Below are 18,802 nucleotides of genomic sequence, written 5' to 3'. Positions count from 1 at the left end.
ACTTTATAATTACTCTAAATAAGCTGGTTATAAAAAAATATATTATTAGCTAAGCAGTTTATCTTTGAAAATTTGGTTTATTATTAAATTCATAGTATTTAGCTATGATTGATGAACTCAATACACCAAGAACAATGAAGTTAATAAGTGCCATTAATGTTGAACTAATCTCACTCCGCATCCAAGGTGCTATGTTTACTAGTGTTTGTATTATTCCAGTATTACCAATATAAAAGAGTGAGGATACGCCTAAACCTTTAATTAAATAGTAGTCTTTGCCAGTTAATCTGATAACAATAGTAACAATAACGCCTAATCCAGATCCAAGAAGAAACTGAACGATGTAACCTATTAGAATTCCAGCTGGGGTATATAGAACGTCAGTATTTAGCAAAATGTTTCCAGCTACTACCCAAGGTGGCGTAAATTGAATACCAAATAAAAGAAGTATCCAGTCTATTAAAGTCATGACAATCGCTGCAATTATTCCGCTGATTGTTCCTATAGTGATAGTATCATTATATTTTTTCAAAGTAGTACCTCTTTTCTAACAGAATGATACAAATATAGTCTGTTCAGAAAAAGAGAATTTTATCAATTACTAATTAAGTTAAGCCCTATAGACTTTATGTATGAATAAAATGTTTTTAGTATAAGGAGCCGCCCTCCATGGCGACTTCTCAATCTGGGGGCGACCAACTTCATTTAACAAGGTTTTATCGTAGCTTAGCAAATATGAAAATAGTATGACGCTACGGTAACACCCAGAATGTTATCGGGAATCTGGGTCATTTCTAAAACTCTTAATATCTTACATCGGAATAATGGAACTGGTGATAGAAGGCAACTGACCTTCCTCTTGGACTTCAAGGTTAATCTGACGAGTAACCTCAGTGATATCAGGATAGAGGGTAAAGCGCGTCACACCATAATGTTCAAGTTGAGAAGTGATTAATGGAATTTTCTCGGCAGCGACACAGATTTCAAGGAGATAGTCCGATGCGTCTGAGAAGAGATTCAATGGGATAATCTCTTTATCATGGGGGAATACAGTAAAAACTCCTTTTTGAGCGACAATGTGTGGATTGTTCAAGGGGCCGATGACAGCGGCAGGCTTCTTATTGGCAAGGATTTCAGCATTCGGCCCAAAGTAGAGATCAACAATCTTTTCATCTACATTGGGAATATAGCCAGCTTTAACAAAGCTATGAAATGAGAATGCTTCATTGAGCAGAACGGGATTTAGAATCCAAACTGCGGCATCTTTGCCAACATCGTTAGCACCCCGACCATCCAATGCAAAGAAAAGGGCAGTAAGCGCATCTCGGCTCCAATCCAATAGTCGAGTTGGTACTCCGTAATGCTGCATCATAAAGAGCCAGTGCCAATAAGCTGCCGGACCATTTGGAATGGGAAAAGAGGGCAGCTCCTGTACGAAAGGAATAGCATAGGATTTGAACTTAGATAGATAGATAATTTCCATTTGGGGATTGCGCCCTCTTCGAGTGATGCTGGGTTCTAAATTAAATGCGTTTTGGTTTGCCGGTTGATTTTGACCACGGTACCATAATTCACATCTACCCCCCGCGGGGCAGATTTTTTGGAATGCATAATCTACAGCTCTTAAATAATCTTCAACACTTTCAATCCGAGTCACACAACTAGTAACTGGACTTGATTGTTGTATTTCAGTAAACATTTCCCCACCTCCTTTATAAGTTATGAAAAGTAGGACAGGGAAGTGCGTGTATGGAGTTGTCATTTGAGTGAATGTGTAAATTTGCCGACTTCCGATATATAAGTATTTTTTGTTATCTTTGAAGCCAGGAAATCGCTTGTCAGTTCAGCCTTTACTTTCATTAATACATAAAGAAGAAAATAATGGAAGATAGTGTAAGTCTAGGATACAATAAGGGTATCGTCCCTTTTCGATATCATAGATGCCGCTGAAGGCGACATAAGGACGAGTTAGGTGACAGACCATGCAAGATTTGTAAGGGACTGGCTTTTGGAGTTTTCACTTAAAAATGAAAGTACAGGCCAAAAGAAAGGAAGAGAAACTGATGTCTAAAATCCTTATCCTAGGTGGGACAGGTCAAACTGGCAGATTGATATCGCGTCATCTATTGGAGTATTCCGAAGCTACCGTTACAATTGGGACGCGATATCCCGACAAGGCACAGGTATTTGTTGATGAGCTGAATCAAAAGTACCCCGGTTTACGTGCATCGGCTGTTTATGCAAATGCATCAGAAGCAGAATCCTTACGAACAGCGTTTAAAGACCAGTCTATCGTTGTGGTCGCAGCACCCACGACTGCCTATACCGAAATCGTGGCCCATGCTGCGCTTCAGGCTGGGATTGATTATCTCGATGTGCAGCTTGGCTCCAAGAAATTTGCTTATTTGCAGTCCCTTGCTACAGAAATCAAAAGCGCTGGAAGAACTTTTATCACGGAGGCCGGGTTCCATCCTGGGCTTCCTTCTGCACTGGTTCGTTACGTGGCCACCCATATGGACTCGATTGAAAGCGCCATAACAGCTGGCTATCTCAATATGGGGAAAGATCTTCCTTATACCGAAGCAGTTGACGAATTGGTTGAGTGTTTCAAAGAATATCAGGCTCAGGTCTATAAGAACGGACAATGGACGAAAAAAAGCTCCTATGAAATACGTAAAATAGATTTTGGGAGCGACATTGGATTGAAACGGTGCTATTCTATGTTCTTTGAGGAATTGCAGCCGCTGCCGGAGTTATACCCCTCACTCAAGGATCTTGGCTTTTATATATCGGAGTCACACTGGGTGACAGACTGGGTGATTATGCCAGTTGTCTGGATGTGGCTAAAGATCATGCCAAACGCTGTCAGGTCAATTGGTAAGTTTTTATGGTGGAGCATGGGCACTTTTCACAAGCCGCCATATCGGGTTGAACTTCTGGTTAGGGCATCTGGATATAAGGATGGACAGATGATTCAACCCCACGTCAGCGTTTCTCATCCCGATGGTTACGAATTAACAGCTATCCCTGTTGTTGCGACTTTATTACAATACTTGGATGGCTCTGCCCGTAAGCCCGGACTTTGGATGATGGGGCACTTGGCTGAACCGAATCGTCTTCTAAAGGATATAGAAAAAATGGGCGTGAAGTGCATATCAAGCTTAACCATGTAAATATTTATACAAGGAGTAATCACATGGAGAGATTAACAAAAGCATTAGAAAGCAATGGTCTTTTTATTGTGGAAGATTCTCAACTACAGCATGATGCAAACGGTTATTTTGGGGAAGCCATTAACAAACTGGCAAAGTTCGAAAATTTTTATGATGATTTGATATTTAAACAAAGTGAAATCTCTATGGAATTAGAGAACCTAAGATTTGAAGGCAAAACGAATTCAGTAAAATTCAAGCAACTGCTGACGAATAAAATGACCAATCATACAATATTAATTCTTTTGAAAGCGTATGGATTGCAGTAAATGGAAAAGATGCTAATAGAATTAATGATTCTTACAGTTGTCATTCATATCGTCGATACCCTGGCCTACTCTGTACGCTTAAATTCCGTAAAAAGCGGACAGGTTGCTTTATCTTTTTCTCTTTTCAACATGTTTGTTCTTGTTTCACGGACAGCCAACATGTTTCAGGGACCGTTAATTGCAAGCATTGTTGGTTTAAGTATAGCGCAAGGACTGAACCCGATCAGTGATTTGCGGTTAGTTATTTTTGCTGCGACAGCAGGGACCCTATTTGGAATCCTGCTCATACCTACATTTTTAAAGATATTTGAAGTTGCTGTAAAACGTTTAGAATTAGCCGGTTCTGTACCTTCCTTAGTTGTCGAGGCCCTGCAGGCAAATAATATCAAGCGAATTGTAAAAAGTGCTGTACGGCCTTCGAAGACAATGCTGGAAAGACTAAGGTATAGAGAGATACCCAAAAGGTTACTTGTTATCAATGTTTTGGTTACAGGCATATATACCATTGGGGTCCTTGCCGCTAATTACTCAGCTCTTTTGGTCCCGGAGCAAGCAGCACTAGCAGCAGCAGCTTCATCAGGAATTATTAATGGCATGGCAAGTATTCTACTTACTTTTTTTATCGACCCAAAATCGGCAATTATTACAGACCAGGCATTGAAAGGAATAAGGCCTTATGCTGATGTGAAAGCATTGGTTATTATGCTTATTGCTACAAAACTAATTGGCACATTATTGGGGCAAGTGCTGTTTTTGCCGGCCGCCCAGATTATTGCAAGCTTTTACAGCTAGTAATAACGCCTGTTCATCATGAATATAAGCAAGGAAATAAGAGCCTGTTTATTAATACGATAGGAACTGAAAATAGTTTTCACAGAAAATAAATATTGGAAGAAGGAATTAGCCACATCACCAAGAAATAAACAAAAGAATAGATGAGCTAATCCAATTCAGACTAAACGATTTGATCATAGTTCAATTAACAGCCAGGGAAGAAGCCGAGCATCAAAATGTCTGTCTTGTTGTTTTGATCCATGGGAAGCGATGTAGGCAGTTGAATAATTTTATTAAGGGGGTCATTTTTTTGACGACAATGAGCTCAGTCACTGATTTTCTAGACCAGCGTACTTTAGCTGTGGTCGGGGTATCCAGATCCGAAAAGAAGTTCTCGCGTAGGCTGTATAGAACGTTAAAGAAGAGAGGGTATAATGTTTTTGCCGCAGAAAGCCGACGGCGTAGTGATCGTCGTCCCTCCGGACAAAACCAATAAGGTCGTTAGAGACGCGGTAGAAGCTGGAGTCAGACATATCTGGATTCAGCAGGGGGCTGAATCCAAAGAGGCTATAGACTTTTGTACGGAAAATCATATAAACGTCATCCATGACCAATGCGTCCTAATGTTTGCAGAACCATCGTTTCCTCATTCGTTCCACCGGTCCGTACTGAAGGTGTTTGGAAAACTTCCAGAATAATAGGTTAGCCGGCTCAAAAAACATTTGAGCCGGCGTTTTTTTTCAAAAAATGAATCAGCTTCACTCGACAATGGATACAATAAAGGTTGTAAGATCTTCGACAAGGTTATATTCCTTAGCCTGGACATGGGCTAGCCCTTTGTCGGCGATTAATACCCTGATAATTGGGCGCATCGGCAAACTTTTATTCTGGTCAACTACAATCCCAACCTCACCTGTATTAAGTTTAACTGTACAGCCGGTCGGATAGGCCGCAATATGTTTTAAAAACGTTACAACCAATTGCTGGGAGAATAGCTTGTTTGCACATCCCATTACAATTTCACAGGCTTCATGCGGGACGATCCGGGAGTGGCCCGGGCCATCATTGACCAGATTATCATAGAAGTCGGCCACCCCTACGATTTGAGCCAAGACATGAAGGCGCCTGCCGGATAGCTTACGGGGATAGCCGTTTCCGTTCAGCCATTCATGATGCTGCAAAGCAATATGCGCACTCAATAAGTTTAATTCCGGTTTATTCCGGAGTATTTCATATCCGTGAATGGTATGCGTTTGATATAGGTCATTTTCCTTCGGAGTAAAGGCCTCACGTTTGGCGACAAGCTCTTTCGGCAGCTTGACAGTCCCGATATCGTGAAGCAAAGCCCCTACTGCCAGTGCCTCCAGGGTATCTTTATCCAGCCCCAAAGCTTTGCCCAAAATGGTCGAAAGGACGCAAACACTGACTGAATGCGCATAAACTTGATTGTCATAGCTCCGCATATCTGTCAGGCTTAGAAATATCTTCTCTTGAAATAGGACGTCTCCGATGATGTTGTTTACCGTCTTTTTTACCTGAAAACCATTGAGGTCTTTACCGATTCGTACCGCTTCCGCTGAATGCTCAATGGAGTTCATTGCCTCCCGCCTGTTTTCCTCGGAAATAACATCCTCAATAACGATATCCTTGGTTTCGTCATCGTCCACATAGACAATACTAATGCCCAGTTCTTTTAACCGGTCGATATATGGCTGGGTCAGCGTGACTCCTTTTCCAAGCAATGAACGACCGTTATGCGAGAAGATGGTTCTTCCCAACACGTCTCCCTTTTGAAGCCGGTTTACACTTACCTGACGCAATTGTAATCTTCCTTTCCAATAAATCAGTGCTGGCTGAAGCAACAAAAAAATCACCAGCAGATTGCATGGCGACATTCAAAACAAACCTGAGCGGATTCGGTGGCCTGGCAGTCATCAGAATTATTCTGGAAGACCCATAGCTTTGCGTCCCTGGCTTTCACCAAGTTTGCCATTGTCGTTGCTCCTGTATCCCTATTCGATTGATATTTCGGTCATAGAACCATTGTAACACATCGCTTTCAAGTTCTACAGGGGTTATTTGGAAAATTATTCTTTATTCTGGTGCCAAATGATAAATGGTTCTTGATTTAGCAGAGGAATCTGCTAAAATTCGTATAACTCATTAATGATGTTTATACGCGTACGGATAAATTCTGAAGATAGTTAAAGGAGAAACTAAAAATGGGAGCGGATAAGGTGGTTCATGAATCAGTTGATGGGTATATTTTGCAGTTTCCTGATGAGATACAGGAAATATTAAGAGCAATTAGAAATGTGATAAGAGAAGCAGCACCGGACGCAGTGGAAAAGATCAGCTATCAGATGCCTACGTTTGTATTGAACGGTAATCTCGTTCATTTCGCAGCATTCAAGAACCACATTGGATTTTATCCGACACCAAGCGGGATCGAAGCCTTTAAACAGGAACTGGCCGGTTATAAGGGAGCCAAAGGATCGGTGCAATTTCCGTTAAATAAGCCTATTCCGTATGCGTTAATAAGCAAGATCGTGAAGTACAGAGTCGCGGAGAACGCGCATATCCCAAGAAGAATTCCGTGCTGCGATGTTTAGATACGGCCCTTAATCTTCGGGGGATGCTAAAAAATGATTATTACCAGGAGATGCATGCGATGGTCAAATCAATGGTAAGTAAAGAATACAGGCGGAAATGCGCCGACTTTTCATTATGCGGATTGAATTGCTGTCTCTGTCCGCGCTTTCATACGGACGGTTCTTCAAAGTGCCCCGGCTGCGGGGGTCCTGACTTTTTTTTGAAGCATCCTTCCTGTGCCGTGATTACCTGTAATAAAAAGCATCAAAATGTTGAATACTGTTTTGAATGCAGTGTCTATCCATGTGAGAGGTATCAGGCTCCAAGCCAGGCCGATTCCTTTATATCCTATCAAAATGTATTGCAGGATCAAGCCAAGGCTAAAATGGACCTTCAAAATTATCTTGAAGAACTGACGGAAAAACACAAAATTTTAGGCGAACTAATCGCGAATTACAACGACGGCAAATCAAAGGGATTTTATTGTCTGGCGGTCAACCTGCTGCCGCTTTCCGTCCTGAATAATATGATGGATAAGATCCATCATATGGATCGGATCAACTGCAACGGCAGTGCTGAAGAAGCCGTCCGCTTGCTAAAAGCGGAAGCCGATCGTCTGAATATTCAACTGGTTCTTAGAAAGGCCAAAAAAGATTAGACAAACTATTCAAGCATTATTTCTGGGGATAAATCAAATGTTCTTTGTTTTGGAGGATCAAATATTGTCTGGAATTCGTGAACCAATAGACATTTTTGCTGAGCAGAGACGCAGTCTGAGAGCTGACTGTGAGAACTGCTTCGGATTGTGCTGCACCGCGCTGTATTTTTCAGCTTCGGAAGGCTTTCCAAACGATAAAGAGGCCGGTCAGCCTTGTCGGAACCTGCAGGAAGACTTTCGCTGCTGTATATATCAAGATCTTCAGGGATTGGGTCTGAAAGGCTGCATGGCATTTGACTGTTTTGGCGCAGGGCCAAAAGTATCCAGGCTCAGTTACGGCGGCAGAGACTGGCGGCGATCACCGGAATTCCAGGAGCAAATGTTTGAAGTTTTTCTTGTCATTCGGCAGCTTCAGGAGATGCTCTGGTATTTGACAGAAGCAGAGACATTACAGCCGGCTCATTCAGTTCATGAGGCGCTTTGTACCCTACGGGAAGAGACGGAACGGCTGACACTGCTTAGCCCGTGCGAGCTTCTGAAAATGGACGTACCTTTATATCGTACCGAAGTAAATACCCTGCTGCTTCAGACAAGTGAACTGGTCCGTGTTTCTATTTGTCAGGAGCGGAATATTCAGGCCGGGATTTTGAAGACCTTTAAGCGCAGGAGCAGTCTGGTTGCTGCAGATCTCCGGGAAACAGACCTCAGAGGGGCTAACCTTAGAGGAGCCTGTTTGATTGCCGCAGATCTCAGCGGGAACGATCTGGGCGGAGCTGATTTGATCGGGGCGGATTTGCGCGATGCCGACCTTAGCGGCACTGATTTAAGCCAAAGTATTTTCCTGACCCAGGCCCAGCTGAATACGGCGAAGGGGGACAAACATACCAAGCTGCCGCCATCACTTTTTTATCCAAGACAATGGAGTTTGGACTGATATGGAAATGGAAATTCTCTATTCATTTGAACCAGTCATCAATCAGGAGTCCCGGGTATTGATTCTCGGCTCGATGCCAGGAGTGCAATCGTTGAGGGAGCAGAAATATTATGCACATCCTTACAATCATTTTTGGCGGATTATGTATGCGCTTTTTGACGATGCCCGTAGATGCTCTAATGCTGCGGTACCACGGATGGCAGAAAGCAGCAAACTTCCGGATCCTGATTATGAGAACAGGAAACAATTTCTTTTGGACAGAAAAATTGCCCTCTGGGATGTCATCCGTAACTGCTCCAGAGAAGGCAGTCTCGATAGCAATATCGTTAATGAACAGGTTAATGATTTTCAAAATTTATTTATTCAGTACCCAAATCTGGAATTACTTGCATTTAACGGAGCAAAGGGCTTTAATATATATAAGAGGAAAATCCGTCTGGAGTCTGCTTCCATTGCCTATCTGCTATTGCCCTCAACTAGTCCGGCCAATACGATGAAATTTGGGGAAAAGCTGAGACATTGGAAAGCAATTTTGAAATACTTATGAAATCTTGAAGTAATGCCTATGAAGTTTTAAGCAAGTCGTTGTGAAAGGTGTGAATTGATGGATAACAATCAGCCCGAACTGAAAGAAAATTATACATTTCTGATTGTAGGAGATTCCATTTCCAAAGGCGTGATCTATAACGAGGATCAGGGGAAATATTCGTTATTGGACAGAAACTATGTTTCTCTGGTCCAGAACAGCTTGAAGGGCATGGTCTATAATGCTGCGAAATTTGGTAATACCATCAAAAAAGGTATTGAACGCCTTAATCGGGATGTCTCCAAAACGTGTCCGGATATTGTACTGATCGAATTTGGAGGCAATGACTGTGATTTTGACTGGATGCAGATTGCGAATGATCCAATGGCAGAGCATGAGCCCAAAACGGATTTCAACGTTTTCGGGAAAATGCTTACAGATACCATTATTTCGCTTAAAAACAATAATATTATCCCGGTGTTGATGACGCTTCCCCCGCTTGACGCCGATCGGTATTTCAAGTGGATCAGCAAAAACAGTAATGAGATAGGAAAAAGTATATTAATTTGGCTTGGAAGCGTTACAAAGATATACTGGTGGCAGGAACGCTACAACTCCATGATTGTGAACATTGCAGAGGAAACCAGGACGAGATGGATTGATGTAAGAGGTGCTTTTCTGAAGACGCCGGATTTTACTCAATTGCTTTGTATTGACGGGATCCATCCGAATGAAGACGGGCATAAGGTTATTGCCCAAAAGGTGACGGAATACCTCAGGCAGAATTACAATTTTCTGCTCAAAGATTCTTCCGCGGAAAACCTTTCTTAGCATATTAGAAAGTATAAGCTTTTCATCCTTTACGCTTCTAATCGTCAATCTATTTAACATGTACGATTCTTAGGAAGGGTCAGAATATTGAACAATTTGCTGAATACGCTCAAAAAAAATAAAACGCGGCTGATTGCGTTAGGTGTTATTATTGCGGTGTTGCTGATCATTAAACTGGTTCTAGTGGATCTTGTCTATATCGGTCACCAATACGAAAAGAACAGGATTATTACCCCATGGGGGGGAAAGATAAAATCGGCAAACCTGTCTGTAGATTATACAATTGAACAAGCTCTGAGCGATATTGACAGTCTCGGGTTAAATACCCTGAACGTCCCTGTCCAAATTGATATTCCGTCGTTGACAGCCAGTACGATGAGTATCAATGCGGAAAGCGAAAAGAAAGCGGTCCGGTTGATTAAACGCTTAAGATATAAAGGAATTAACGTCATTCTGGAACCTTATCCGTATATTCAAAACGGTGAGAAATATGAGACGGATCTCAAGCCGGATCATATCAATCAATGGTTCTGGAACTGGAAACAGGTCGTCCTTGTCGAACTTATCCGTGATGTGGCTAAGCCGAATAAAGTCTACGCCCTATGTATCGGTTCCAACTTTGATCAATTTGAGGATCAATGCGGTTATTGGACTGATGTCGCGGATTTTGTCAGGGCGGAATACCAGGGCAAAGTGACTTACCGGACAAACTGGTGGTATACAGCTGAATGGAATGCCGGGCAGGATTTGGCGTACGATACCTACATTGCCAAATTAAATAATCCGGTTCTTGGAAAAGTGGATTTTATCTCTGTGGCAGCTTATTTTGAATTGACCGACCAGGAGACCAATACGGTAGATAACCTTGTAAGCTCGATCTATAAGACCCGGATTTTTGACCGGAACCAGAATATCTATGATGAATTAAAACAGTTGTCTGCGAAATGGAACAAACCTGTATTCTTTGGTGAACTGGGTTTCCCAAAAAGAGACGGTGCTGCAGTTCATCCCTGGAATCCCTTGCCGTCGGAAATAATTAATAACCAGGAGCAGGCAAATTGCTTTCTGGCTTATCAGCAAGTGTTTGAAAAAGAAACCTGGCATCTTGGTTTTTCTGTTTTTGCTGTGGGCAAAGATGATGAAAACAAGAATTATTACCCGAGCGAGCAGAGCAAGCAGGCCATCAGAAGCTGGTACGCCCAATACCAGCATACTGGCGTACAATAGCCGAAAAGCTAAATAAAGTATTTGGCTTTTGCTCCCGGGAAATGATGGTTCATAAACGCCAGAAAGGAAGTCTTTATTTCCTCTATTTTAACGGGTGGGTAGACATATTTTCCGTAGCCGAACTGCCCGAATTTAAATTTGCGTGAAGCTTCATCCATCGGTAGGCTTGTCTGCGGATAGATATTTAAAATATTGGACTTGGCCCGGGAAGAAAAACGATGTGTGATAAATTCAAACGTAAGCGCTGCAGGAGAAAAGTTTGCCGGAGAAGCGGCTTTTAACTGCTCTGCCAGGTCAGCAAAGAGCTTTTCGTATTGATCCATCCAGTTCTCAAATCTGATAATCGGGGCAATAATAAAACCTAAAGGGTAGCCGGCGCGAAGTACTTTTCCGGCTGCCCTTATTCTATTTTCAGCGGATGGTGTCCCATGCTCATAATTTCTGATGATTTCCTCGCAATTCAGGCTGAAACGAAACCTGGTATGGCCGTGATGTTCAAGATTCAAAAGACTATCGACGTCAGTGAATTTTGTGACAAAGCGGAACCTGCCCTGAGGCTGTCTTCCGAAAAATTCAATGCTTTTTCTCAGACTGCCTGTATATTGTTCCACCGGGATTGGGTCGGAAACTGCGGCTCCTTCGAAATAAGTGATCTCGGGTAAACGTTCATGGATTAAAGTTTGGGCTTTCTCAAGCAGTTCATTGATATTGACATAGATGCGGATGTACGGTCTTGCACCCAGCGTCGTGGCTAAATAACAATATTCGCACATCCCGGGACAGCTTGTGGTCAGCGGCAGCTGATAATGAGCCGACGGTTTGCAGGTTTGAAACGTTTTTCCGCGTTTGACACCGATCACCAATGTTTTTTTGGCTTCAAAATAGGTTTCGGCAGCAGTATCTCCGCTCAGACCGGTTATTCTGTTGTGAGAGCTTGTCGCTTTGACCGGAATATTGGTTTGCCGAAAATAATCAACAAGCTTCTTTCCAAGTGGATAATCCAGGGCTTCAGGCTCATAAAAGACCTGTTTGGGCTCGAAATTCAAGTTAATCCCCCTTCTGGAGTACAACATATTCGGGGGTACGGACTTCTTCAGCGCCGACAGTAGAGGGCAATTCATATTTATACCCATTGATCATGGATGAGGTAGTACCATCATCATCCAGAAGATCCTGTCTGAATACAAGGTAGAGGTGAATCAACAAAAAAACCACATAACCCCAGGCGACAAGATGATGACTCATCCTAACCAAATTTTCGTTGTGAAAAGCCGGAATGACCCAGGAAAACAACTTTCCGGATATACCGTCCGGATTGGTGCCTATCCGCATAGCAAAACCGGTTATAATCATGAAAAAACTTCCGATCCAGATGAAGAGAAGATAAGATAGCTGGGCCAGGGCATTATGCCCGAGATGTCCCTGATGTTCTCCTCTCATAAATAAATAGTAGCGGACCGTTGACTTGAGGTCCTGCCAAAAAGCCTTCTGCCAGAAACGTATCTTGGCATACGCATTACCTGCCCAGAACCAATAGAGGCGAAATAACAGATTGGCCGTAAAGATAAAAGCGGCTATTCCATGCCAGTAGCGAACGGATCCCATTAAAAACTGCTGGAAAGCTTCTCCGGGGGTTATAAAGACAGGATTTCCAATATACAGACCTGTAAGAAAGAGTACGGTGACGGCGGCTGCATTTATCCAGTGAAACATCCGGACAGGAAATTGCCAGACGTATACCGGTCTGCGCTGCGGCATCGGGGCGGAACCCTTCTTTTCTTTGGATAAGGCCAATCGTAATCCCTCCGTATCACTTAGAATGTATGCTAGCGTCACCATGGCACGCAAATATTGTGGCCCCTAGATTTTCCCTAGCATAATAGTTTTCCTTGTGGTGTTATCAGGTGTGCTGCGCAGGCGATGCAGGGGTCAAATGAGTGAATGGTCCGGAGCAGTTCCAGGGGCTGGTCGGTAGCAGCGACCGGTGTGTCGAGCAGGGATGCCTCATAAGGACCTTTTTGTCCTGTAGCATCCCGTGGTGAGGCATTCCAGGTTGTTGGCACAACCGCCTGATAGCCTTCCACCTTGCCGCCGCGGATTTTAATCCAATGAGCCAGGGCTCCTCGCGGGGCCTCAGCCCAGCCGACACCCTGCGCTTCTGCCGGCCAGCGGCTGGGTTCCCATTTTTCAGGATTGAAGGTCTGTGTGTCACCGGCTTTAATATTAGCGATTAGGTCCGCATAAAAACCGGCAAGTTGATCGACGCAAAATTTTGCTTCCAGTGCTCTGGCCAGGGTCCGTCCGAGCGTTGAAAACAAAGCGTTGAGCGGAAGATCCAGTTTCTGCAGAGAGCTATCGACCATTTCCTTGATTTCCTTATTGCCTTTGGCATAAGCAACCACGAAGCGGGCCAGTGGGCCGACTTCCATCGCATGGCCCTGCCAGCGCGGTGTTTTGATCCAACTGTATTTTTTTGATTCATCCAAATTGTGATAAGGTGGTTTGGGCCCGTCATACGCTGGATCCGTCCGCCCCTGCCAGGGATGAAGCCCGGCATCCTTATCCTCGTATTGATACCACGAGTGAGATACAAATTCTTGAATATGGCTTGGATCCTTTAGATCAAGATCATAGACTTTGCTCAAGTCCCTGTTCAGGACGATTCCGCGCGGGAACAGGTAGCTGTCCGGTTCGTGGATATCGACCAGCGGTACACCACCGTAGGCCAGGAAGTTGCCGATTCCGCCTCCCCAAAGGTCTTTTTTATAAAAACTAGCAATGGCCAGAATATCCGGAATAAGGACCTGGTTGACAAACGTTTGGGCTTCATCGATCTTTGTTTTCACAAGATTCAGGCGTTCCATATTCAGAACATGGACATCATCAAGGTTGATGCTCGAAGCATGCCCGCCAACCAGATAGTTCGGGTGTGGGTTTTTCCCTCCGAACACGGTATGGACTTTAGCGATTTCTTTTTGCCAACTTAATGCTTCCAGGTAATGCGCGACTCCCATTAGATTGGCTTCCGGAGGCAAGCGATAAGCGGGATGACCCCAGTAAGCATTGGCAAAAATACCAAGCTGGCCGCTTTGGACAATATTCTTAACTTTGTTTTGCACATCCCTGAAGTAACCCTCCGAAGAATTAGGCCACGAGGAGATGGACATAGCTAGACTGCTTGTTGCTTTAGGATCAGCCTTTAACGCACTTAAGACATCAATCCAGTCAAAACCATGCAAATGATAGAAATGAATCACATGATCCTGGGTAAATTGGGTCAGAGTCATGATATTGCGTATGTAGTTGGCATTTTTGGGGATCGGATAATCCAAGGCATCTTCCACTGCCCGCACGGAGGCGATCGCATGGATGTGCGTGCAAACACCGCAAATCCGTTGGACAAACGCCCAGACATCACGTGGATCCCTGTTTTCGACAATCTTCTCAATTCCTCTAAATGTTGTTCCTGAGCTGACGGCATCACTGATCTTTGTCCCGTCAACAATGGCTTCAATGCGTAAATGACCTTCGATCCTGGTGACAGGATCCACAACAATTCTTGTTGTCATTGAGATTCAAAACCTTTCTGCATTAGTCTTCTTTATCATTCGTCTTCTTAGTTACTTGTCTTCTTTGTTTAGCATCCGTACTTCCGGCCGGGTGGTTCTTCTTCCCGCGTCCTCCGGCAGCGGCCGTAATTCCCCCATGGGCAACAACACCCAGACCGGCCACACCTAAAGCGGCAAGACCGATATGGTCAGGGTTGCCGCCGATAGCCTCATTGGGGATCTCAGCCAGGTGAGCATAAAAAGGCGTGCTGGAATCATACCAATTATTCTCGGAACAGGCCATACAAGGGTGTCCTGATTTCACAGGAAAGCTGACTCCGTCATTCCATTCCGTTACGGCACAGGCATTATAGGCAACCGGGCCTTTGCAGCCAACTTTATACAAGCACCAGCCTTTTCTGGCACCTTCGTCATCGAAGCGCTCCACAAACTGGCCGGCATCAAAAAAGGCCCGGCGGGTGCAGCCGTCGTGGACACGTTTGGAGTAAAAGGCTTTAGGACGGCCCAAGCTCGTTAATTCCGGGATTTTCCCAAATGTCAGGTAATGAACGATTGTACCGGTGATGACTTCAGCAATGGGCGGACATCCGGGAACGTCAATGACAGGCTTATTCTTGACAATTCTCCGAATCGGTACAGCCTGTGTTGGATTGGGGTGTGCCCCCTGGACACAGGCGTTGGTCGCACAGGAGCCATACGCTATCACGGCAGCTGCTCCGTCGGCACATTCCTTCAGGAGCTCGTTGGCAGTCATTCCGCCGATGGTACAGTAAATGCCGCCCTCTGCCAGCGTGGCACTGCCTTCGACTACCAGAATATATTCCCCGTAATGTTCCTGCATTGTTTTTAGACGGACAGACTCTGCCTGTGTTCCGGCTGCGGCCTGCAGCGTCTCCATATAATCAAGGGAAATCATATTGAAGATCAGGTCCGAAAACAAAGGGTGGGCGGACCTGATGAAAGACTCGCCGCAGCAGGTGCATTCCTGCAGATTTAGATAAATGACAGGTGGGCGTGACTTGTTTTCCAAAGCTTCCACAATTCTGGGGACAGCGGTTGCATCGAGCCCCAGCATTGCTGCAGTCATGGCACAGAACCTCAAAAAGTCCCGCCGGGATATTCCTTTCTGGCGGGCCCAGTCATAATAGCTGCCCTTTTTCAATATTTTCCCCTCCCGACATAGAATATTGGCTTGCTGAATGAAAAAAAGCCGGTCTTTTGCTAATTCACCATTATTGTGTGTTCCATAGCATATTTTATACATTTCTTTACATATACAGGTATTTTGTAACACGCAGGAGATAGCCGGCAATGTGAGTGAAAAACAGCAACTCAGAAAAATTCGGAACAGCAGAGTAGAATTACCCTTAAATAGATCATAATAATATCAAAGAAATATCCAGTCTGAAAAAGAAGATTGGTGATAAGAATGAATCAGGCAGTCCTATTTGTTCTGCTGATCACGGCTATTAATATTACGTACGTATCACTGACAACGGTACGGTTTATCCTTGTGATCAAGGGCTTAAAGGAGTATGCTTCCATGCTGTCCATGGTCGAAGTGCTCGTGTACATTGCCGGATTGTCTATTATTCTAAAAAACCTGGACAGTTACTGGAACATCGCAGCATATTGCATCGGCTATGGTATCGGAGTGTATCTGGGAAGCAGGATCGAGGAAAGACTTGCTCTTGGGTACATGACTGCCGAGGTCATTGTTGATTCGCTCGATGAGACGCTTCCCAAATTATTGCGTAAGAAAGGATTTGGTGTTACCACCTGGACCGGGGAAGGCCGCGACGGGAAACGCCTCCTGATGTTGGTTCTGGCCAAAAGAAACCGGCAAAAAGAACTTTTGAATATTGTTAATGGTTCCTGCCCAAGCGCGTTTATATTTTTCCAGGAGCCTAAGAATTTCCGCGGAGGATTTTGGGCCGGCAGGCGATAAGAACTCAAAACAGTAAATGGTCTGCAAAGCTGGTGAGGGATAGGAAAATGACGATGAGAATGTAATAAAATAGCAGAGGAGAGGGCCGGTGCCCTCTCCTCTGCTATTTTTCTGAAGGGTATGGATTAAATGATGAACAGCATTTCCACATAAGTCGGTAGCGGCCAAAGCTCCGCGTCAACAAGTGTTTCAAGCTTATCCCCATAGATCCTCAATTCATTCATTGCGACAAAGACGATATCACGGTAGTAAACCGCGTTGGCATGGACATCTTCAACGTCAGCCGCGCCCAAAACAGCTTTTTCCAAAGCCACAGTTTTGGCTTTAAAGGAACCTAAAGCCGAAGATACTTCTTTAATGACTTCTTCCTGAGCCGAGGTGTCCGCAGAAGCTACGGCAGCTTTAACGCTTTGCACGGAACCGGCCAGGTCAGCTGCATATTTTGCAGCTGCGGGAAGAATCAGCCTGTTAGCCATATCAATCATCGTTTTGGCTTCAATATTGATCGTTTTGCTGTATTGCTCCAGCAAAATCTCGTAACGGGAATGAACTTCCTGTTTGCTCAATACACCGTGTTTTTCGAACGCATTGACATTTTTCTCATCAATGAAGTGCTCCAAAGCTTCCACCATGGATTTGATGTTTGGCAGACCACGTTTTTCTGCTTCAGTGATCCAGTCTTCGGAATAGTTGTTGCCATTGAAGATGATACGATTGTGTTTGACCAGAATTTCTTTCAAGAGGGCCTGCAGTTCGCTGTTAAAATCGGCAGCCTTTTCAAGCTTATCGGCAATCTGGCAAATACTTTCAGCGACAATCGTATTTAGGACCATGTTCGGACCGGCGATAGATGCACTGGAAGGAACCATGCGGAACTCAAATTTATTTCCGGTAAAGGCAAACGGTGAAGTCCGGTTGCGGTCGGAGTTATCCTTTGGAATTTCCGGAAGCGTGGACACGCCGACTGTCAAAGTGCCGTTTGGTTTGGATGATACAGCACCGCCATTGTTTTGGATTTGTTCGACAATATCCGAAAGCATGTCGCCGAGGAACATGGAAATGATCGCCGGGGGAGCCTCATTCGCACCGAGACGGTGGTCGTTTCCAGGGTTGGCGGCGGAGACTCTGAGCAGTTCGGAGTATTCATCCACAGCTTTAATGACAGCACAAAGGAAAGTTAAGAACTGAGCATTATCGTGCGGGGTACTTCCCGGATCAAGCAGATTCTGTCCATCATTAGTGCTCATGGACCAGTTATTGTGTTTCCCGGAACCATTGACGCCTGCAAACGGTTTCTCATGCAGCAGGCAGACCAGATCATGATGCAAGGCAACCTTTTTCAAATTATCCATGATCAGTTGGTTATGGTCGGTGGCAACATTGGTTGTCGAGAAAATTGGGGCAATTTCAAACTGGCCAGGAGCAACTTCGTTGTGCTGCGTTTTAGCCAAAACGCCCAACTTCCAGAGTTCTTCATTCAATTCTTTCATAAAGGCGGCGATGCGCTCTTTGATGCTGCCGAAGTAGTGGTCTTCCATTTCCTGGCCCTTAGCCGGCGGAGCGCCAAAGAGTGTTCTGCCGGTAAGGACTAAATCCATTCTGGCATCAAAAAAACTTTTATCAATCAGGAAGTATTCCTGCTCGGGTCCGACCGTAGAAATGACCCGGGTTGCTGTCGTATTGCCAAATAATTTTAACAATCTTACTGCTTGTTTGGAGAGTGCTTCCATAGAACGCAAAAGCGGCGTTTTTTTGTCGAGAACTTCACCGGTATACGAATAGAATACTGTGGGAATTGTCAGCGTGATGTTGCCGTTTCTTTCTTCTCTGGCAAAAGCCGGAGAGGTGCAGTCCCAGGCAGTATAGCCTCTGGCCTCAAACGTGGCTCTAATGCCGCCGCTTGGGAAAGAAGATGCATCGGGTTCGCCTTTGATCAGTTCTTTACCGGAAAATTCCATAATGACTTTGCCGTCGGCAGTCGGAGAAATAAACGAGTCATGCTTCTCCGCAGTGAGTCCTGTCATCGGCTGGAACCAGTGGGTATAGTGGGTGGCTCCTTTTTCGATCGCCCAGTCTTTCATTGCATTTGCAACGATTTCTGCAACATCGGGATCCAGCGCTTTCCCGTCCTCAATTGTTTTTTTCAAAGCTTTGTAGGTTGCTTTGGGCAGCCGTTCCCTCATGACGGCATCGTTAAAAACGTTCATTGCAAAGATATCCATTGTTTCGAAATCTCCCTTCAGATTTAGATATTAAATGGTA

Annotated in this window: 19 protein-coding genes and 1 riboswitch; of the genes, 11 read left to right on the top strand and 8 right to left on the bottom strand. The window is 44.4% G+C overall.

Going from position 1 to position 18,802, the window contains the following annotated elements:
* Window positions 1-58 precede the first annotated feature (58 nt).
* Together NC238_06200 and NC238_06195 are read right to left on the bottom strand one after the other, a co-directional pair.
* Window positions 59-532: a hypothetical protein gene (locus NC238_06200; GenBank protein MCM1565535.1), complete on the bottom strand. Its 474-nt coding sequence runs from the start codon at window positions 530-532 to the stop codon at window positions 59-61.
* Between the two features lie 279 nt (window positions 533-811).
* Window positions 812-1,699 carry an FRG domain-containing protein gene (locus tag NC238_06195; protein ID MCM1565534.1) on the bottom strand — a complete coding sequence of 296 codons (888 nt, stop codon included), beginning with the start codon at window positions 1,697-1,699 and terminating at the stop codon, window positions 812-814.
* A gap of 364 nt (window positions 1,700-2,063) precedes the next feature.
* On the opposite strand from NC238_06195, the gene NC238_06190 reads away from it, so the two are divergent.
* The 4 genes from NC238_06190 (at window position 2,064) to NC238_06175 (ending at window position 4,953) form a co-directional block, all read left to right on the top strand.
* The gene (locus NC238_06190; protein MCM1565533.1) at window positions 2,064-3,173 is read left to right on the top strand and encodes a saccharopine dehydrogenase NADP-binding domain-containing protein; all 1,110 of its coding nucleotides are present in this window, start codon (window positions 2,064-2,066) and stop codon (window positions 3,171-3,173) included.
* Between the two features lie 23 nt (window positions 3,174-3,196).
* Window positions 3,197-3,481 carry a hypothetical protein gene (locus tag NC238_06185; GenBank protein MCM1565532.1) on the top strand — a complete coding sequence of 95 codons (285 nt, stop codon included), beginning with the start codon at window positions 3,197-3,199 and terminating at the stop codon, window positions 3,479-3,481.
* The gene (locus NC238_06180) at window positions 3,482-4,273 is read left to right on the top strand and encodes a lipid II flippase Amj family protein (protein MCM1565531.1); all 792 of its coding nucleotides are present in this window, start codon (window positions 3,482-3,484) and stop codon (window positions 4,271-4,273) included.
* A 416-nt stretch (window positions 4,274-4,689) separates the two neighbouring features.
* Window positions 4,690-4,953, top strand: a complete 264-nt coding sequence (locus NC238_06175) for a CoA-binding protein (GenBank protein ID MCM1565530.1) — start codon at window positions 4,690-4,692, stop codon at window positions 4,951-4,953.
* Window positions 4,954-5,013: 60 nt separating this feature from the next.
* Here the strand turns inward: NC238_06175 and NC238_06170 are convergent, their stop codons facing one another.
* Window positions 5,014-6,075 carry an HD-GYP domain-containing protein gene (locus NC238_06170; GenBank protein MCM1565529.1) on the bottom strand — a complete coding sequence of 354 codons (1,062 nt, stop codon included), beginning with the start codon at window positions 6,073-6,075 and terminating at the stop codon, window positions 5,014-5,016.
* A 95-nt stretch (window positions 6,076-6,170) separates the two neighbouring features.
* Window positions 6,171-6,256, bottom strand: a riboswitch (cyclic di-GMP riboswitch).
* Window positions 6,257-6,477: 221 nt separating this feature from the next.
* Between NC238_06170 and NC238_06165 the strand changes: the two genes are divergently transcribed.
* The 6 genes from NC238_06165 to NC238_06140 all read left to right on the top strand — a co-directional run bounded on the left by NC238_06165 (window position 6,478) and on the right by NC238_06140 (window position 11,023).
* Window positions 6,478-6,867, top strand: coding sequence for a DUF1801 domain-containing protein (locus tag NC238_06165; GenBank protein MCM1565528.1), 390 nt, complete (start codon window positions 6,478-6,480; stop codon window positions 6,865-6,867).
* A 23-nt stretch (window positions 6,868-6,890) separates the two neighbouring features.
* Complete coding sequence (locus tag NC238_06160) at window positions 6,891-7,505, top strand: DUF3795 domain-containing protein (GenBank protein MCM1565527.1); 615 nt, start codon at window positions 6,891-6,893, stop codon at window positions 7,503-7,505.
* Window positions 7,506-7,542: 37 nt separating this feature from the next.
* On the top strand, window positions 7,543-8,439 hold the full coding sequence (locus NC238_06155; protein MCM1565526.1) for a pentapeptide repeat-containing protein: 897 nt from the start codon (window positions 7,543-7,545) through the stop codon (window positions 8,437-8,439).
* A gap of 1 nt (window position 8,440) precedes the next feature.
* Complete coding sequence (locus NC238_06150) at window positions 8,441-8,986, top strand: DNA-deoxyinosine glycosylase (protein MCM1565525.1); 546 nt, start codon at window positions 8,441-8,443, stop codon at window positions 8,984-8,986.
* Between the two features lie 57 nt (window positions 8,987-9,043).
* Window positions 9,044-9,796, top strand: a complete 753-nt coding sequence (locus NC238_06145) for an SGNH/GDSL hydrolase family protein (protein MCM1565524.1) — start codon at window positions 9,044-9,046, stop codon at window positions 9,794-9,796.
* 87 nt (window positions 9,797-9,883) lie between these two features.
* A complete protein-coding gene (locus NC238_06140; GenBank protein ID MCM1565523.1) occupies window positions 9,884-11,023 on the top strand; it encodes a hydrolase in 1,140 nt (379 codons plus the stop codon).
* 8 nt (window positions 11,024-11,031) lie between these two features.
* Here NC238_06140 and splB read toward each other — a convergent pair whose 3' ends face one another.
* The 4 genes from splB to NC238_06120 form a co-directional block, all read right to left on the bottom strand.
* Entirely contained in the window at window positions 11,032-12,096 is a 1,065-nt protein-coding gene (gene splB / locus NC238_06135; GenBank protein ID MCM1565522.1) for a spore photoproduct lyase, read from the bottom strand.
* A complete protein-coding gene (gene cybH, locus NC238_06130) occupies window positions 12,071-12,817 on the bottom strand; it encodes a Ni/Fe-hydrogenase, b-type cytochrome subunit (protein ID MCM1565521.1) in 747 nt (248 codons plus the stop codon). The genes splB and cybH overlap by 26 nt, the downstream gene beginning before the upstream one ends.
* Window positions 12,818-12,894: 77 nt before the next feature.
* The gene (locus NC238_06125) at window positions 12,895-14,592 is read right to left on the bottom strand and encodes a nickel-dependent hydrogenase large subunit (protein ID MCM1565520.1); all 1,698 of its coding nucleotides are present in this window, start codon (window positions 14,590-14,592) and stop codon (window positions 12,895-12,897) included.
* 22 nt (window positions 14,593-14,614) lie between these two features.
* Window positions 14,615-15,754: a hydrogenase small subunit gene (locus tag NC238_06120; protein ID MCM1565519.1), complete on the bottom strand. Its 1,140-nt coding sequence runs from the start codon at window positions 15,752-15,754 to the stop codon at window positions 14,615-14,617.
* Window positions 15,755-16,021: 267 nt separating this feature from the next.
* Here NC238_06120 and NC238_06115 point away from each other — a divergent pair, with 267 nt between their 5' ends.
* Window positions 16,022-16,540, top strand: coding sequence for a DUF2179 domain-containing protein (locus NC238_06115; GenBank protein MCM1565518.1), 519 nt, complete (start codon window positions 16,022-16,024; stop codon window positions 16,538-16,540).
* Between the two features lie 125 nt (window positions 16,541-16,665).
* Here NC238_06115 and NC238_06110 read toward each other — a convergent pair whose 3' ends face one another.
* A complete protein-coding gene (locus NC238_06110; protein ID MCM1565517.1) occupies window positions 16,666-18,762 on the bottom strand; it encodes a glutamine synthetase III in 2,097 nt (698 codons plus the stop codon).
* Between the last annotated feature and the right edge of the window lie 40 nt (window positions 18,763-18,802).

Source organism: Dehalobacter sp., from assembly GCA_023667845.1.
In the GTDB taxonomy this organism is placed as follows: domain Bacteria; phylum Bacillota; class Desulfitobacteriia; order Desulfitobacteriales; family Syntrophobotulaceae; genus Dehalobacter.
Note: the sequence above shows the minus strand (reverse complement) of the source record. Positions and strands in the feature narration are given on the sequence as shown.

Excerpts from the sequence above, each read along its gene's own strand:
- NC238_06150 (MCM1565525.1), top strand. The coding sequence starts at position 8,441 with ATGGAAATGGAAATTCTCTATTCATTTGAACCAGTCATCAATCAGGAG.
- NC238_06110 (MCM1565517.1), bottom strand. The coding sequence starts at position 18,762 with ATGGATATCTTTGCAATGAACGTTTTTAACGATGCCGTCATGAGGGAA.
- NC238_06155 (MCM1565526.1), top strand. The coding sequence starts at position 7,543 with ATGTTCTTTGTTTTGGAGGATCAAATATTGTCTGGAATTCGTGAACCA.
- NC238_06190 (MCM1565533.1), top strand. The coding sequence starts at position 2,064 with ATGTCTAAAATCCTTATCCTAGGTGGGACAGGTCAAACTGGCAGATTG.
- NC238_06180 (MCM1565531.1), top strand. The coding sequence starts at position 3,482 with ATGGAAAAGATGCTAATAGAATTAATGATTCTTACAGTTGTCATTCAT.
- NC238_06145 (MCM1565524.1), top strand. The coding sequence starts at position 9,044 with ATGGATAACAATCAGCCCGAACTGAAAGAAAATTATACATTTCTGATT.
- NC238_06175 (MCM1565530.1), top strand. The coding sequence starts at position 4,690 with ATGTTTTTGCCGCAGAAAGCCGACGGCGTAGTGATCGTCGTCCCTCCG.
- NC238_06185 (MCM1565532.1), top strand. The coding sequence starts at position 3,197 with ATGGAGAGATTAACAAAAGCATTAGAAAGCAATGGTCTTTTTATTGTG.
- splB (MCM1565522.1), bottom strand. The coding sequence starts at position 12,096 with ATGTTGTACTCCAGAAGGGGGATTAACTTGAATTTCGAGCCCAAACAG.
- NC238_06115 (MCM1565518.1), top strand. The coding sequence starts at position 16,022 with ATGAATCAGGCAGTCCTATTTGTTCTGCTGATCACGGCTATTAATATT.
- NC238_06165 (MCM1565528.1), top strand. The coding sequence starts at position 6,478 with ATGGGAGCGGATAAGGTGGTTCATGAATCAGTTGATGGGTATATTTTG.
- NC238_06195 (MCM1565534.1), bottom strand. The coding sequence starts at position 1,699 with ATGTTTACTGAAATACAACAATCAAGTCCAGTTACTAGTTGTGTGACT.
- NC238_06125 (MCM1565520.1), bottom strand. The coding sequence starts at position 14,592 with ATGACAACAAGAATTGTTGTGGATCCTGTCACCAGGATCGAAGGTCAT.
- NC238_06160 (MCM1565527.1), top strand. The coding sequence starts at position 6,891 with ATGCTAAAAAATGATTATTACCAGGAGATGCATGCGATGGTCAAATCA.